We start from the raw sequence: 16201 nt of genomic DNA, 5'->3' as shown, positions 1-16201 counted from the left end.
GCGTTCCTCGTCGCGCATGGCCGAGCAGCTACGTACGCTCGGCGTCCGGCGTCTGCGGGTGCCGGAACCCAGGGTGCCCAGCAGGCAACGCTCGCCGCAGCAACCACCCCGACGCCAGGATGCAGACGATCTGCAGCGGCCACGACAGCGCGGCACGCAAAGTCAGCAGCCAGAACACCTGAGCGTCGAGCCACAAAGGCGTGAAGACCGCGACCCGCAGCACGTACTGCCCGACCCACGCCCACGACGCGACTGAGTAAGCGCGCAAAAGGGCAGGATCGCGGCGCCACCGCGTCTTCTGCCCGAGCAGCGTTCCCACCACCACGCCGAGCAACGGCCAGCGCACCGCGATCGAGCCCGCCCACGCCAGGGCCGAGGCCACGTTGGACAGCAGCTGGATGAGGAAGAAGTCCTCGGCGCGCCCGGTGTAGAGCGCCACCAACGCGGCCGCCACCACCAGCAGCACGGACAACACGACCGCACGTGGCTTCTCGCCGCGTACGAAGCGCACGACGCCGATCACGAGACCGCACACAACAGCGGCCACGGCACCCGCGCCGATCAAGTGGCCCCACAGCAGCCAGCCCGCGACGAACGCCAGCGGCGGCAGGGAGGCGTCGAGGGCGCCGCCCCGGCCTCCGAGCAGTGATGCGAGCGACTCCTGGCGCACGTCGGTCATGCTTCCAGATTGCCTTAGGTGAACCTAAGTCAGGTAACGGACCCATATCGGGGATTGACCACGGTGAACCAGGTCACTACCGTCTGCGGAAATCGTCTGGAAAGTTAACAGACAGGAGCGGACCTAATGCGTGCCGGAAGCCCACGACTGCTGCGGGAGATCAACGACCGCGCAGCCATCGAGGCTTTGCTGCGCAACGGGCCGCTGACCAGGTCGGAGTTGGAGGGCCTGATCGGTCTCTCCAAACCGGCGACCGCACAGCTGCTCACGCGCCTGGAAACCGCCGACACCGTGGTCCGCAACGGACTGCGCGGTGGTGGCCGCGGGCCTCGTGCCCAGCTGTGGTCGGTCAACGGGGCGCTTGCGCACATCGCCGCTGTCGATCTCACCCCTGAGACGGTCGACATCGCGATCGCGGACATCTCCGGTGCCGTGCTCACCGAGCACAAGGCACCGATGCCCGCCAAGCACGGCGTGCTGGAGGCGTTCGTGAGTGCGGTCGGCAAAGCGTGCGGGCAGGCAGGCCTTGCCCCCGACCAGCTGCTGCACGTCGTGGTGGGCTGTCCGGGAGCGGTGAACCCCGCGAACGGCGAGCTCGCCTACGCACCACATCTGCCCGGCTGGAGCGGTTTCGACCTGCCCGGCCGGTTGCGGGAGCAGCTCGCGACCTCGGTGAGCGTCGAGAACGACGTCAACCTGGTCGCACTGGAGGAGATGGTCGCCGGACGGGCCACCGAGGTGCGCGACTTCGTCGTCATCTGGCCCGCTGACCTCGTCGGTGCCGCTGTCGTGATCAACGGAGTGCTGCTGCGCGGCGCTTCCGGTGGCGCGGGCGAGATCGACGGGTTGATGATCCCCGACCGCGCCAACGCCGACACCGACACGGACCGCTCCGGCGGCACGTTCGGTGAGCTGCTCAGCAACGCGTCGATCTGCAAGCTCGCCAGGGCTCACGGGCTCGCCGCGCGCAACGGCCACGGGGCCGTGCGCAAGGCGTTGGCCGCGGGGCCTGCGGGCCGGGAGTTCATGGTCGATCTCGCCAGGCGCATCGCCACGGGCGTGGCTAGCGTCGTCGCGGTGCTCGACCCGGAACTCATCCTCCTGTCCGGCGACATCGCCCAGGCGGGGGGAACCACGCTGAACGATCTCGTTGCCGCGGAACTGCGGCAACTGGTGGTTCCGAGGACACCTCTCCAACTGGCTCTGGTGACCGGGAAACCGGTGCGCAGCGGCGCACTGCACTCGGCACTGGCAGTGGCACGGGAGACGGTGTTCGGCCTGCCGGCCGCCACCACGGCTCCATTCCGCGGCCCTGTGGTCGCCGGGTCCCCACGTTGATCGAGAAGGAGTGCACATGCGCAAGCACACCCGTGCTGCCTTGCTCTGTGTCGCCGCAGCGCTGACCCTCACCGCATGTGCGGCGGGCAAGGGTGGCGGCGCGAGTTCCGAAGCCGCAGCCGCTCCCGGCAAGGACGACAAGCTCACCCTCACGGTCTGGAGCAACTACTCCGACCGCGAGCTCGAAGAGGTCACCAAGGCCCTCAAGACGTTCAACAAGAAGTTCCCGAACATCGAGATCAAGCACGAGGGCTCGCAGGACGACGACAAGATCACCGCGGGCATCCGTTCGGGCAACACCCCCGACGTCGCGCTGTCGTTCACCACCGACAACATCGGCCAGTTCTGCTCCTCCGGGGCGTTCCAGAAGCTGCAGCCCTACATCGACCGCGACAAGGTCGACCTGAACCAGATCTCGCCCGCGGTCCGCGAGTACACCGAGTACAAGGGCAACCGCTGCGCGATGCCCATGCTCACCGACGTCTACGCCATGTACTACAACACCGGCATGTTCGGCGAGGCCGGCATCTCGGCCCCGCCGAAGACGCTGGACGAGCTGTTCGAAGCCGCGAAGAAGCTGACCAAGAAGGCGCCGAACGGCGACATCCTGGTCGCGGGTTACCTGCCCACCATGGGTTTCTACGCCAACCGCCCGACCATCCTGGCGCCGTCGTTCGGTGCCGAGTGGGAGAAGGACGGCAAGTCGTCGCTCGCGAGCTCACCCGGCTTCACCGAGATGATGACGTTCCAGAAGAAGCTCGTGGACTTCTACGGCTACGACGCGCTGGAGCGCTTCCGCGCCGGTCTGGGTCAGGAGTACTCCGCTGACCACGCGTTCCACCAGGGCAAGATCGCGATCATGATGGACGGCGAGTACCGCACCGCCTTCCTCAAGGCCCAGGCGCCGCAGATCAAGTTCGGCACGGCTCCGTTCCCGACCTGGAAGCCCGCCGACTACGGCACCGCGTTCACCACGGGCACGATCATGGGCATTCCCAAGGGCGCCAAGAACCCCGGCGCCGCGTGGGAGCTGATCAAGCACCTGTCGTTCGACACCGACACGATCGTCGACCTCTCCAACGCCATCAAGAACGTGCCGAGCACCAAGGCCGCGATGGACGACAAGCGCCTGGAGGTCGACGAGCAGTTCAAGACGTTCATCGACCTGGCCAAGAGCGACAAGCTCAAGGGCAACCCGGTCACGCCGATCGGTGACGCGCACATCAAGGCGGTCACGGACTTCGCGGTGTCGTACACGTCCGGCAAGGTCCCGGACCTGGCAGCCGGCCTGAAGGAAGTCGACAAGAACATCGACGACCAGATCGCCAAGAGCGGCAAGTAAGGGAATCGCGGAGATGACCGCCACGCTCGAGGCTCGGCCCGCCCCCGGCAGGGGGCGGGCACGCGCCCGCCACCGTCTCGCCGTGCTCGGGTTCATGGCCCCGGCACTCATCGGCTTCGTCCTGTTCTTCGGTTACCCGTTGGTCGCCACGGTCATCTTCAGCTTCACGAAGTACGACCTGATCAACCCGCCGGAGTTCAACGGCCTCGACAACTACACGTTCATGTTCAAGGATCCCTTGCTGATCAAGGCGATCACGAACACGCTCTGGTTCGTCGTGGTGCTCACGATCGCGCGGACGGTGTTCGCGCTGGGCGTGGCATCGGTCATCGCTCGTCTGAAGTCGGGCGTCGGTCTGATCCGCACGCTGTGCTACCTGCCGTCGCTGGCGCCGCCGGTGGCCGCGACACTCGTGTTCTTCATGGTGTTGCGGCCCAACGGCGGCCCGGTGGACAGCGTCCTCGGCTGGTTCGGCGTCGACTCACCGCTGTGGTTCTCCGACCCGGCGTGGGCCAAGCCCGGCATCACCGCGATCATGCTGTGGATCTCCGGCGACCTGATGATCATCATCCTGGCCGCGATCCTCGACGTGCCGCAGGAGCAGTACGAGGCCGCCGAACTCGACGGCGCCGGCCCGATCCGGCGCTGGTGGCACGTCACGCTGCCGACGATCTCGCCGGTGCTGCTCTTCGGCATCGTGAACTCGGTGATCCTCGCGTTGCAGCTCTTCACCCAGGCGGTCGTCGCGGGGTCGGCCGGCTCGGGTGCGGCGGACGCGACGGGATCGACCAAATATCTCGGTTTCCCGGACAACTCCACGCTGACGTTCCCGGTTTACCTGTACACGCAAGGCTTCCGCTACTTCGACATGGGCTACGCGGCCGCCATGGCCACGGTCCTGTTCATCATCTCGTTCGCCGTGACCATCGTGCTGGTCCAGCGGATGCGCAAGAACTCCACGGCTGAGGAAGGGGGTCCGGGAGCATGACCGCCACGCTGACCAAACCACCGGTCGACGTCTCCGCGGAACCGGAGCAGCCACGCCGGAAGCGCGACGTCGGCGGCTTCCTGAACTGGGTCGCCACGCACGCGATCGGGCTCGCGCTCGGCCTGATGTTCGCCACACCGGTCGTGTTCGTCTTCCTCACCGCGGTGATGTCGGACGACCAGGCGTTCACCTCGAACCTGTGGCCGACCGAGTGGCACTGGGAGAACTTCGTCGAGGTCTTCGACAAGGCCCCGCTGTTCCAGTACCTGGTCAACAGCCTCACGTACTCGCTGCTCGCGACGCTGGGCATGCTGCTCTCGTCGATCCCGGCGGCCTACGCGCTCGCGAAGCTCAAGTGGCGCGGCCGGAACGTGGCCTTCATCCTCGTCATCGGCGCGATGATGCTGCCGCCGCAGGTCGTGGCCGTGCCGCTGTACGACACGTGGTCGTCGCTGGGCCTGACGGGCACGCTGATCCCGTTGATCGCGCCGTACTTCCTGTTCGACGCGTTCAGCATCTTCCTGCTGCGCCAGTTCATGCTCACCATCCCGCAGTCCTATGTGGACGCCGCTCGGGTGGATGGTTGCTCGGAGTTCCAGGCGCTGGTCCGGATCATCGTGCCGATGGCCAAGCCGGGCATCGCGGCCACCGCGCTGTTCTGCTTCCTCTTCACCTGGAACGACTACTTCGGCCCGTTGCTCTACACCGGCGAAGTGAAGGACCAGTGGACGTTGTCGCTGGCGCTGGCGACGTTCAAGGGCATGCACATCGTCCAGTGGAACTCGTCGATGGCGGTGACGTTCCTGACGATGATCCCCGCCGTCGTCCTCTTCGTCTTCGCCCAGAAGTCGTTCGTCAAGGGAATCACGTTCACGGGGGTCAAAGGATGAAACTCACCGTCGTCGGTGGCGGGTCCACCTACACACCAGAGCTGATCGACGGCATCGCCGGCCGTCGCACCAGCCTGGCGGTGGACGAGATCGTCCTGGTCGACCCGGACGAGCACCGCCTCTCTCTCGTCGGTCCGTTCAGCCAGCGTCTGCTGCAGCACGCGGGCCACCCGGCGAAGGTGCGCACCACCACGTCGCTCGAAGACGGTGTCGAAGGCGCGTCCGCTGTGCTGTTGCAGCTGCGCGTCGGCGGCCAGAAGGCGCGTGCGTCAGACGAGACGTTCCCGTTGACCTGCGGGTGCGTCGGCCAGGAGACCACCGGCGCGGGAGGCCTCGCCAAGGCCCTGCGGACCGTGCCGGTGGTCCTGGACATCGCGGAGAAGGTCCGCAAGCTGGCCGGCCCGGACACCTGGATCGTGAACTTCACGAACCCGGTCGGCATCGTGACGCGTGCTCTGCTGCAGCACGGCCACAAGGCGATCGGCCTGTGCAACGTGGCGATCACGTTCCAGCGCTGGACGTCCGGCCTGCTGGGCGTGGATCCGTCCACTGTGGAGCTGGAACACGTCGGCCTGAACCACCTCACCTGGGAACGCGGCGTCTACGTCGACGGCGTGGATCGTCTGCCGGAGCTCCTGTCCGACCACGTCGAGGGACTCGCCGAGCACATCGGCATCGACGGTGCGCTGATGCGGCGCCTGAACATGGTGCCGTCGTACTACCTGAACTACTTCTACAACCACGACGCCGTGGTGAAGAAGCAGCAGACCGAACCTCCGCGCGCCGAGGTCGTGGCCGCGGTGGAGAAGGAGCTGCTCGACATCTACGGCGACCCGTCGGTCGTGACGAAGCCGGAACAGCTGGGCCAGCGCGGCGGCGCGTACTACTCCGAGGCGGCGGTGCAGCTGGTGCACGCGCTGACGGGCGGCGCGGGCGCCGAGAAGCACGTGGTGAACGTGCAGAACAACGGCACGCTTCCGTTCCTGCCCGACGACGCCGTGGTCGAGGTTTCGTCCACTGTGGACTCCTCCGGCGGCGTCCCGCTCCCGGTCCGTCCGGTGGAACCGTCCATCTCCGGCCTGATCTCGCACGTCACCGCGTACGAGTACCTGGCACTGGAAGCGGCCGTGCACGGCGGCCGCGACCGAGTGGCCAACGCACTGCTCGCACACCCGCTGATCGGCCAGCACGCCATCGCGGACCAGCTGGCCGACGAGCTGATCGCGCAGAACCGCGATCTGCTGCCGTGGGTGAAGGGAAACTGACCAAGATGACCGACCGTGTGCTCGCGATCGACGGCGGCAACAGCAAAACCGCGGTGCTGCTGGTCGACGCGGACGGCAAGGTGCTCGCGCAGGTGCGCGGGCCCGGCGCGCCGCCGCAGACCGTAGGCATGAAGCGCGGACTCGACGTGTTCGAGGCACTGGCACGCGAGGCCGCGGCTCAGGCGGGACTGTCGCCCGACGAGCCGATCGCCTCGCACACAGCCGCGTACCTGGCCGGAGCCGACCTTCCCCGCGAAGAGGAGGAGCTGACCCGCGAGATCACCAAGCGAGGCTGGTCGAACACCACCTTCGTGGGCAACGACACGTTCGCGCTGCTGCGCGCCGGCACCAGCTCCGGCGTCGGCGTGGCCGTGGTCTGCGGCGCGGGCATCAACGCGGTGGGCGTCTCCCACGACGGCCGGACGCACCGCTTTCCGGCCCTGGGCGCCATCTCCGGCGACTGGGGCGGCGGCGGCCAGCTCGGCAACGACGCCCTGTGGCACGCGGTCCGCGCGGAGGACGGCCGGGGCAAGCCCACCGAACTCCTGCCGGCCCTGCTCGCCCACTACGACGAGACCTCGATCCTCAAGGTGGTCGAGAAGATCCACTTCGAGGAGATCGAACTGGACCCGCACGCCCTGTGCCCCCTCGTCTTCGAGGTGGCGGCCAGGGGGGACGCCGTGGCCCTGGCCCAGGTCGAGCGACTGGTCGAGGAAATCGTCCTGCTGTCCACCGTCTCGCTGCGCAAGCTAGACCTGATGGACGAGCCGGTGGACATCGTGCTCGGCGGCGGCGTCATCACCAACACCGGTGACGTCGTGGTCGGCCCGGTCCGGGAACGGGTGCTGAAAGTGGCGCCACTGGCCCAGGTGCGCGTCGTCGACGTGCCTCCGGTCGTCGGTGCCGCGCTGCTGGGTCTCGACACCATCGGTGCCTCGCCGGGCGCGGAGCTGAGGCTGCGCTCGGCCTACCACGATCACCTGCCGGCTTCTACGTCCACATTGGACGTCGTGGCCAGCGGGTGATCCCCTGAACCCCGTCTCAGGGGGTAGATCGGCGGCGGCGCCCCCTGAGACGGTCCCAACCCCACTGCTCGGGGCAGATCGGCGGCGGCGTCCCGAGCAGTGGTCCCAAGCCCTTTGGCGAGGGGGAGCTGATCGGCGGCGGCGCTCCCCCTCGCCAAAGGTCCCACGGCCCCCGCAGCGACCTCACGCGCCGAGGTCGCTGCGGGGGTTTCCCGTTTGACGAACGAGTTTCCGCGGATAACGTTCGGGTAATGCCCTACGCCCTGCGTGAGCCGCGGGTCGCCACGCTTCGTAGACCGAAGCATGGGTGAGAGCGTGAGCACTACTAAGGTCCGCACCGTGCTGAGACGTTTATCCCGCACGATGTTGTCCTTCGCGGTCGGTGCGGGCGTGGTCCTGCCGTTCCTCCTCGCCCCCACACCCGCCGCCGGCGCGGGTCCGTGCGACGCACCGGTGACCAACGCGGTCCTGTGCGAGAACACCAAACCCGGTACGGCCGGCTGGCTGGTGCCTTCGCGGGACAACTCGATCCTCGGCTTCACCACCGACATCAGCACCACACCGGGCGGTCGCGTCGATTTCAAGGTGCTGACCTCCGCACCGGCGTACACGATCGACATCTACCGGCTCGGCTGGTACGGCGGCCTCGGAGCCCGGCGAGTCGGTCAGATCGGCCGCGACACACCCCAGTCCCAGCCGTCCTGCCTGCGGGATACGCCGACCGCGCTCATCGACTGCGGCAACTGGGCGGTCTCGGTGAGCTGGGACGTGCCGTCCGACGCGGTGTCCGGCATCTACTACGCCCGTGTCCGGCGCACCGACACCGGCGCCCAGAACGAGATCGTGTTCGTCGTGCGGGACGACGCCTCCCGGTCCAAGATCCTCTTCCAGACCGCCGACGCGACGTGGGTGGCCTACAACCGTTACGGCGGCAACAGCCTGTACTTCGGTGACGGTCCCGGACAGGGCGGTTCGTCCTACAAGGTGAGCTACAACCGCCCCATCACCGGCGGTGGCGGCGAGGAGAACTTCCTCTTCAACGCCGAGTACCCCATGATGCGCTTCCTGGAGGCGAACGGGTTCGACGTGAGCTACACGACCGACGCCGACACGGCGCGCCGCGGCCAGCTCATCAAGAACCACCGGGTGTTCATGCCGGTCGGGCACCCCGAGTACTGGTCGAACGAACAGCGCGCCAACATCGAGGCCGCCCGCGACGCCGGTGTGCACATGGCGTTCCTGACCGGCAACGAGTTCTTCTGGAAGACCCGCTGGGAACCCAGTATCGACTCCTCCCGGACCGACTGGCGCACGATCGCCTGTTTCAAGGAGACCAAGGGCACCCAGAGCGACGGGCTGAGCGACTGGACCGGCACGTGGCGTGACCCGCGGTACAGCCCGCCGCAGGACGGCGGCCGCCCCGAGAACGCCTTGCTGGGCAACCTCTTCACCGTCAACGGCCGCCGCGACGACGCGCTGCAGGTGCCGGCCGCGTACGGGAAGATGCGGCTCTGGCGCCACACCGACCTGCAGTCGCTGGCGTCCGGTGCCACGTACACCTTCAAGCCCGGCACGCTGGGCTACGAGTGGAACAGCGTGGAGGACAACGGCTTCCAGCCCGCAGGCGTCGCGCAACTCTCGCGCACGACGGTCGACATGCAGGGCTACTTCGTGCTGAAGAACCACGGCGACGAGTACGGCTCCGGGGTCAAGACGCACGCGATCACCTACTACCGGCACCCCAGTGGATCACTCGTGTTCGCCGCCGGGACGGTGCAGTGGGCATGGGGCGTCGACGACGAGCACGCGTACCGCACCAACACGCCGACGTCCGACGTCCGGATGAAGCAGGCCACCGTCAACTTCCTGGCGGACATGGGCGTTCTCGCCGACTCACTGCAACCGGGCCTGACCGCGGCGACCCCGAGCGCCGACACCGCGCCGCCCGGCGTGTCGATGACCGCGGTGCCTGGAGAGTCAACCGTCGGCCAGCCGTACACGTTCTCCGGCACGGTGATCGACGCCGCAGGCCAGGTCGCGGGGGTCGAGGTGTCCACCGACGGCGGAACCCGGTGGCACCCGGCAACGTGGCAGGCCGGGCAGACGACCTGGAGCTACACCTACACGCCCGTGCAGTCGGGCACGGCACGCCTGAGGGTCCGCGCCGTCGACGACTCGGCCAACCTCTCCGCACCGATCGCCGCGGACCCCGGCGTGGCCTCGCGGGTCTGCCCGTGCGGTGTCTTCAGCTCCGCCGACACACCGGCGGTCGCCTCGGCGCCCGACAGCTCCGCGCTGGAACTCGGCATGAAGTTCCGCGCGGCCGCTTCCGGCTACGTGCGGGGAGTGAGGTTCCACAAGGGCGACGCCAACACCGGGACGCACACCGGTTCGCTCTGGTCGAGCAGCGGTGAGCAGCTGGCCACCGGCACGTTCACCGGCGAGACGGTGAACGGCTGGCAGACCATGCTGTTCGCGGCCCCGGTGGCGGTGCGGGCGAACACCACCTACGTCGTCTCGTACTTCACCCCGACCGGACGGTTCTCCTACGACTCCGAGTACTTCTTCCGCAGGAACAAGCAGCTGGAACCGCTGACCGGTCTGGCGTCCGATGTGGACGGACCGAACGGCGTCTTCCGCTACGGCACCGGCTTCCCGAACAACACGTTCAACCAGACCAACTACTGGGTCGACGTGGTGTGGGCACCGGAGCCCGGCTCGGACACCCGCGCACCGGTCAGAACGACCAGTTCGCCCCTCCCGGACGCCGGTTCGGTCGCGCTGACCACGACGGTGTCGGGCACGTTCGACGAGGCGGTGACGCCGAACTCCGTGCAGTTCACCGTCACCGGCCCGAACGGCGCGGTCTCCGGCACGACCTCGTTGACCGCGGACGCGCGCACGGTCACGTTCACCCCGGCGGCTCCGTTGGCCGCGGCGACGACCTACAACGCGTCGGTGCGAGCCGCGGACGCCGCCGGCAACCTGTCCGCGGCGGCCACCTGGAAGTTCACCACCGGTTCGCCGCGGCCGGCGGCGTGCCCGTGCACGATCTGGGACGACTTCACCACCCCGGCCACCGCGGACTCCGGTGACACCAACCAGGTCGAGGTCGGCACCAAGGTCCGCTTCGACGCCGGGGGTCAGGTCCACGGCGTCCGGTTCTACAAGGGCGCGGGCAACATCGGCACCCACACCGGCACCCTGTGGTCCTCGTCCGGTCAGCAACTCGCGACCGGCACGTTCACCGCGGAGACCTCGTCCGGCTGGCAGAAGCTGGTGTTCGCCTCGCCGATCGCGGTGCAACCGAACACCACCTACGTCGTGTCGTACTACGCCCCGAACGGCAGGTACTCGGTCAGCTCCGGCTACTTCAACGGCCAGGGCGCGGGCTACAAGTCGTTGTACGCCTTGCCGAACGGTACGGACGGAGGCAACGGCGTCTACCGCTACGGCAGTGGAGGCGGGTTCCCGACCTCGTCGTACAACGCCACGAACTACTGGGTCGACGTCATCTACCGCGGCAACACCGACGGCGACGGCGAAGCCCCACCACCGACGCCGACGCTGACGAACCGCTCACCTGGCGCCGACGCGACGAACGCGGGCCTGGCGGCGCCGCTGACGGCGACGTTCAGCGCCCCGGTCTCCGCCGACTCCGCCCAGTTCTGGCTGACCGACCCCAGGGGTGACCGGCTGACCGGCACGGTGTCGCTGTCGGCCGACCGGAAGACCGTCACCTGGCAACCGGCCGGTCCGCTCGCACCGGGCACGCGCTACCAGGCCCGGCTGGACCTCGGTGCCGCGAGCGGCGTCCCACCGCTGGACTGGGCCTTCACCACCACGGCGACGCCGGCCTGCCCGTGCTCGATGTTCAGCACGGCGACCGTGCCCGCCAAGACGTCCGCGGACGACGGCAACGCCTACGAGCTCGGCATCCGGTTCTCGCCGACGCGTTCCGGTCAGATCACCGGCGTGCGGTTCTACAAGGGCGCGGGCAACACCGGCACGCACACCGGGTCGCTGTGGAACTCCTCCGGCCAGCGTCTCGCGACCGGCACGTTCACCAACGAGACCGCGACAGGCTGGCAGACCCTGACCTTCGTCCAGCCGGTGACCGTCAGCGCGGGCCAGACCTACACGGCGTCCTACACGACCACGACGGGCCACTACGCCGTGAACATCGGGTACTTCACGGCCGGTCCGGTCACCTCACCGATGCTGGTCGCCCCGTCGGAGCAGAACGGCGTGTTCGCCTACGGGTCCGGCTTCCCTTCGAGCACCTACGCGAACGCCAACTACTGGGTGGACGTGGTCTTCGAACCGAGCTAGGGCACGCTCGACTCGGCAGAGGTCGACGACGGCGGGCTCAACGACGAGATCGTCGGAAGCGAAACCGACGGCATCACCGTGGTGGCGACGACGCTCTCGCGCGGTTGCGCGGTCTCCGGTGTCACCACCGGGTTCGAGTGCGGGGGCGGGGTCACGACGGGCCGGGTGGACGACGGCCGCGGCGGCGCCACCTTCACCGCGGACGGCACCGGTGTGAACTCCATGGGCGGCTGATCGCCCCCGATGTTCGCGATCTCCGGCTCACCCGGCGAGGCGTCGGACGGGCCTGGAACGGGCACCACACCGGCGCTCATCGCCACACCGGCGACAACCCCGATTGTGAGGAGCGCTACACCAAGCGAAAAGGAAGGAAGCGGCAAACCAGAACGCACCCGGCAGAAGGTAGCGACCTAATGAGACGAATCCCCCGGATCACCCTCAAGCTTCGCTCGATCGAGTGGTAAAAGAATCGTCACCCACAGCGACAAAACTTACGATGCTGTAACCGACGGTGGCGTAACCCGCCTTTGATTGTGCATGCTAACCAGTCGCCTGTGAACGGGAGCCGCGGGCGCGTGGGAGTAAGGGGGATGTTGTGCTGCTGCGATGGAACAGTCTCGTGTCCCTGGGGGACAGCTTCACCGAGGGCATGGACGATCCGGGCCCCGGAGACACCTACGTGGGGTGGGCGGACCGCCTCGCGAACATGATCGCCCAGAACGCACCTGAGTTCAGGTACGCCAACTTCGCGATCAGAGGCAAGATGCTGCAGGAGATAGTCGACGACCAAGTACCGCTCGCGATCTCGCTCAAACCGGACCTGGTGACGTTCTGCGGGGGCGGCAACGACATCATGCTGCCGAACAGCGACCCGGACGCGCTGGCCGAGGTCTACGAGGTCGCGGTCGCCGATCTCCGCGCGGCGGGGTCCGACGTCGTCATCTTCACGGGCTTCGACACCAAGAGCACACCGTTCCTGCGGAGCCTGCGGGGCAAGATCGCCATCTACAACAGCCACCTGTGGTCGATCGCCGAGCGCTACCACTGCCGGATGGTCGACCTGTGGTCCATGCACGTGCTGCACGACAAGCGCGCGTGGAGCGAGGACCGGCTGCACCTGTCGCCGGAGGGACACCAGCGGGTCGCGCTCAAGGCCTACGAGGTGCTCGGACTCAGCGACGACCACTCGTGGAACGAACCGTGGCCGGCGCTGGAGCAGGCGGACTGGGTCACCCAGCGCAAGGCCGATCTCAAGTGGGCGCGCGAGCACGTGGTTCCGTGGATCGGACGCACGCTGCGGGGTGAGTCGATGGGCGACGGAATGGCGCCGAAGCGGCCGGAGTTGTTGCCGATGGCGCGGTGCACCGAGGAGAACTACCAGTAGCAAGGCGAGGGCCCGACCGGCACTCTCCCCCGAATGCCGGTCGGGCCCTCCGAACGCAGGCGCCTTACCCCCTCGGTAATCCCCCACTCGGCGGCCTGCACTTCCAACATCCCATTTTTTGGGACCAGATGACTAAACGTCCGCTAAACCTCGGACGACAACGAGTCCAGTGCGGCCCGCACCTCGACCGCGCGAGCCGAGTTGACCTGCGCGTACAACCGCAGCGCCTCCGTCAATTCCGCTGTCGCAGCAACCCATTCCGCCCGCCGGAGCAACACCCCGCCGAGCACCTGGCGACCGAAACCCTCCAGGTACGTCACCTCGGCGACCGCGGCCTGGTCGACGACCTGACGCGCCAGCGACTCGGCCTGGTCCAGCGCTCCGGCTTCCAGGGACAGCTCGGCCAGGTTGGCCAGACCGCGGATCAACGCGCCCTGGTCACCGGAGCGCCGGTACACCTCGACGGCGTGAGCTTGGTGCTGCAGCGCCACTTCCACGTGTCCGCGGGCCTGCTCGACCTGTGCCACGTTGTTCAGCCCGTGGGCCTCGCCGACGACGTCACCGGACTGCTGGGCGAGCTGCACCGACTCCCAGAAGTGCAGCAACGCCTCGTCGTGGTGCTGGAGCCGGAACAGGACGTCGGCGAGTTGGGCGAGCGTCAGCACGAGGTACTGGCGCTCGCCCAGCTCGGACGCGAGCCGGTGCGCGCGGCGAGCGTCCGGCAGCAGGACGGGTCGTCCCAGCCGGGCGTTCGTCGTGTAGGTCGTGTCCAGCATCAGGATCTGGCCGAGGCGGCTCCCCGTCACCTCGGCCGCGGCCAGACCGAACCCGACCAGCGCGACCCACTCCCCGGTGAGCGCGCGCACCGTCGCATACGGGTGTAACAGCCGTACGAGCTGCCACACCTGGTCGTGCAGACCCGATTCGGCGGCCGCGTGCACGACCGCGACGATGTTGGGCCACTCCTGGTCGAACCAGTCGACCGGATCACCGAACTCCGGCAGCGACGTGGAACCGTTGTCCCCGAAGGCGAAGTCCAGTCCGTCACGCGCCGGTCGGATGGCGCGGCGGACGTGGTCGCACGCCACCAGGTAGTAGTTCACCAAGCGCCGCAACGAGTCCAGGTCCGGCCGGCCGGCTCCGCGCACGTACAGCCGCACCAGCTCGTGCATCGTGAACCCGTCCGGCCACGGCTCGGCCAGCAGGTTCACCTCGACCAGCTGGGTCAGCCTGGACCGAGCGGACTCCACGTGGGTGCGGGTCAACGCGGCAACGGCGTGCGACGACATCCACCGGCCGGGCGCCATGCCGACGGACGTGAAGACCTCGCCGAGTTCGGACGGCAGGTCGCGGGTCGACAGGTCGAGCGCCCGCGACACCCCCACGCCTGCCTCAGGTAGGTCCAACCCACGCATCCGGTGCCCGTCGTCGGCCAGCTCCCCCACCAGCTCCTCGACCGTCCACTCCGGACTTATCACCAGCTTCGCCGCGGCCACCCGCAACGCCAGCGGCAACCCGCCGCACAGCTCGGCCAGCTTGCGCGCGGCCGTCGGGTCTTCCTCCGACAGCGGCCTGCCCAGCACGTCGTCCACCAGCGACCGCGCGGCCTCGTCGTCCAACGGCCCGAGCTTGCGCACGCGGGCGGAATTCGTCACCACGAGCCGTTCCAGGTGCGAGCGCGACGTCACCAGCACCACCGAGCCCGACCCCGGCGGCAGCAGCGGCTGCACCTGGTCGAAGCCCGTCGCGTCGTCCAGCACCACCAGCACGCGGCGGCGGTTGAGCAACGACCGGTACAACCCGACACGGTCCTCCACCGCGACCGGCACACCGTCCGCCGGCACGCCCAGCGCCACCAGGAACCTGGTCAGGACCTCGCCCGGTTCGGTGTCGCCGAGCGACGCGAACAGCACGCCGTGCGGGAACATCTCGGCGTTCTCGTGCCCCCACGTGATCGCCAGGGCGCTCTTGCCGACACCGGGCGCACCGGTCAGCACCGCCACAGCCGTGCCGAGCAGGTTCCGCGTCGCGCACACGTTGTCCAGCCACGCCCTGTCCTCGTCACGGCCGAACAACCGCGAGGCCGAGGCGGGCAGCAGGGCCGGCGCCACGATCCCCGCCCGCGGCGCGACGGGCCGCGACGCGACCGGGCCGATCAGGCTCAGCGCGGGGTCGTCGCGCAGCACCTGCTCCTGCAGCAACCGCAGCTGCGGGCCGGGATCGATGCCGAGCTCGTCCACCGCGCGGCGCTGGAACCGTTGGTAGGCCTCAAGAGCGTCGGCGCGCTGCCCGGACCGGTACAGGGCGCGCATGCTGTGCGCGACCAGCCGTTCCCGGAACGGGTACTCGGTGCACAGGCCGCGCAGCTCGCCCACGAGCTCCAGGTGGCGGCCCAGCTCCAGTTCGGCGTCGATGCGTTCCTCCAACGCCGACAGCCGAAGTTCTTCGAGGTCCGAGGTCATCGGGTCACCCGGTACGTCAGCGAGCACCGGCCCGCGCCACAGCCCCAACGCCTCGCGCAGCAAGCCCGCCCTGATGGCGGCGGGCTTGCCACGGGAAGACGCCACGAGCTGCCGGGCGCGGTGCAGGTCGAGACGCCACGGGTCGACGGTCAGCTGGTATCCGGTCGGCGTGGTGCGGATTGTCGCGGAGCCCGACGGGTCGGCCTCCTCCAGCACCTTGCGCAGCCTTGACACGTAACCGTGCACAATCGTCCGCGCGGTGGCCGGCGGCGATTCCGTCCACAGCGCGTCGACGATCTGGTCGATCGAGACGGGTCGGTTCGCCTCGACGACCAGCATGGCCAGCAGTCCGCGCATGCCACGGCGGCCCAGCTGGATCAGCCGTCCGTCCGCGAGCACCTGGAGTGGACCGAGCACGCCGAACTCAAGTCCGGTTTTGCTCCGCATGCCCCTCCTTCAGATGCGCTGACCTCGTCACTTCAACAGGTGCGCAAGC

Annotated in this window: 11 protein-coding genes; 8 read left to right on the top strand and 3 right to left on the bottom strand. The window is 68.4% G+C overall.

Annotated features, from left to right (window positions below; translation table 11 throughout):
• Positions 1–28 precede the first annotated feature (28 nt).
• Complete coding sequence (locus B0F77_RS10045) at positions 29–679, bottom strand: DUF3159 domain-containing protein (protein ID WP_086662537.1); 651 nt, start codon at positions 677–679, stop codon at positions 29–31.
• 126 nt (positions 680–805) lie between these two features.
• Here B0F77_RS10045 and B0F77_RS10040 point away from each other — a divergent pair, with 126 nt between their 5' ends.
• From B0F77_RS10040 to B0F77_RS10010, 7 genes are all read left to right on the top strand, one after another.
• A complete protein-coding gene (locus B0F77_RS10040; RefSeq protein ID WP_086662536.1) occupies positions 806–2017 on the top strand; it encodes an ROK family transcriptional regulator in 1212 nt (403 codons plus the stop codon).
• A gap of 16 nt (positions 2018–2033) precedes the next feature.
• Positions 2034–3359, top strand: a complete 1326-nt coding sequence (locus B0F77_RS10035) for an ABC transporter substrate-binding protein (protein WP_086662535.1) — start codon at positions 2034–2036, stop codon at positions 3357–3359.
• Between the two features lie 13 nt (positions 3360–3372).
• On the top strand, positions 3373–4347 hold the full coding sequence (locus tag B0F77_RS10030) for a carbohydrate ABC transporter permease (protein WP_086662534.1): 975 nt from the start codon (positions 3373–3375) through the stop codon (positions 4345–4347).
• On the top strand, positions 4344–5237 hold the full coding sequence (locus B0F77_RS10025; protein ID WP_086662533.1) for a carbohydrate ABC transporter permease: 894 nt from the start codon (positions 4344–4346) through the stop codon (positions 5235–5237). The genes B0F77_RS10030 and B0F77_RS10025 overlap by 4 nt, the downstream gene beginning before the upstream one ends.
• A complete protein-coding gene (locus tag B0F77_RS10020) occupies positions 5234–6502 on the top strand; it encodes a 6-phospho-beta-glucosidase (protein ID WP_086662532.1) in 1269 nt (422 codons plus the stop codon). The genes B0F77_RS10025 and B0F77_RS10020 overlap by 4 nt, the downstream gene beginning before the upstream one ends.
• A 5-nt stretch (positions 6503–6507) precedes the next feature.
• Positions 6508–7527, top strand: coding sequence for an N-acetylglucosamine kinase (locus B0F77_RS10015; RefSeq protein ID WP_086662715.1), 1020 nt, complete (start codon positions 6508–6510; stop codon positions 7525–7527).
• A 315-nt stretch (positions 7528–7842) separates the two neighbouring features.
• Positions 7843–11859 carry a DUF4082 domain-containing protein gene (locus B0F77_RS10010; protein WP_245847930.1) on the top strand — a complete coding sequence of 1339 codons (4017 nt, stop codon included), beginning with the start codon at positions 7843–7845 and terminating at the stop codon, positions 11857–11859.
• Here B0F77_RS10010 and B0F77_RS10005 read toward each other — a convergent pair.
• Entirely contained in the window at positions 11856–12173 is a 318-nt protein-coding gene (locus B0F77_RS10005) for a hypothetical protein (RefSeq protein WP_143466663.1), read from the bottom strand. The genes B0F77_RS10010 and B0F77_RS10005 overlap by 4 nt on opposite strands.
• Positions 12174–12454: 281 nt before the next feature.
• Here B0F77_RS10005 and B0F77_RS10000 point away from each other — a divergent pair, with 281 nt between their 5' ends.
• Entirely contained in the window at positions 12455–13243 is a 789-nt protein-coding gene (locus B0F77_RS10000; protein ID WP_245847929.1) for an SGNH/GDSL hydrolase family protein, read from the top strand.
• A gap of 143 nt (positions 13244–13386) precedes the next feature.
• Here the strand turns inward: B0F77_RS10000 and B0F77_RS09995 are convergent, their stop codons facing one another.
• Positions 13387–16152: an AfsR/SARP family transcriptional regulator gene (locus B0F77_RS09995; RefSeq protein WP_086662529.1), complete on the bottom strand. Its 2766-nt coding sequence runs from the start codon at positions 16150–16152 to the stop codon at positions 13387–13389.
• Between the last annotated feature and the right edge of the window lie 49 nt (positions 16153–16201).

The sequence above is a fragment of the Lentzea kentuckyensis genome (assembly GCF_002150765.1).
In the GTDB taxonomy this organism is placed as follows: domain Bacteria; phylum Actinomycetota; class Actinomycetes; order Mycobacteriales; family Pseudonocardiaceae; genus Lentzea; species Lentzea kentuckyensis.
Note: the sequence above shows the minus strand (reverse complement) of the source record. Positions and strands in the feature narration are given on the sequence as shown.

Coding starts and splice junctions, on each gene's coding strand:
- B0F77_RS10025 (WP_086662533.1), top strand. CDS start 4,344: ATGACCGCCACGCTGACCAAACCACCGGTCGACGTCTCCGCGGAACCG.
- B0F77_RS09995 (WP_086662529.1), bottom strand. CDS start 16,152: ATGCGGAGCAAAACCGGACTTGAGTTCGGCGTGCTCGGTCCACTCCAG.
- B0F77_RS10020 (WP_086662532.1), top strand. CDS start 5,234: ATGAAACTCACCGTCGTCGGTGGCGGGTCCACCTACACACCAGAGCTG.
- B0F77_RS10030 (WP_086662534.1), top strand. CDS start 3,373: ATGACCGCCACGCTCGAGGCTCGGCCCGCCCCCGGCAGGGGGCGGGCA.
- B0F77_RS10005 (WP_143466663.1), bottom strand. CDS start 12,173: ATGAGCGCCGGTGTGGTGCCCGTTCCAGGCCCGTCCGACGCCTCGCCG.
- B0F77_RS10015 (WP_086662715.1), top strand. CDS start 6,508: ATGACCGACCGTGTGCTCGCGATCGACGGCGGCAACAGCAAAACCGCG.
- B0F77_RS10045 (WP_086662537.1), bottom strand. CDS start 679: ATGACCGACGTGCGCCAGGAGTCGCTCGCATCACTGCTCGGAGGCCGG.
- B0F77_RS10040 (WP_086662536.1), top strand. CDS start 806: ATGCGTGCCGGAAGCCCACGACTGCTGCGGGAGATCAACGACCGCGCA.
- B0F77_RS10035 (WP_086662535.1), top strand. CDS start 2,034: ATGCGCAAGCACACCCGTGCTGCCTTGCTCTGTGTCGCCGCAGCGCTG.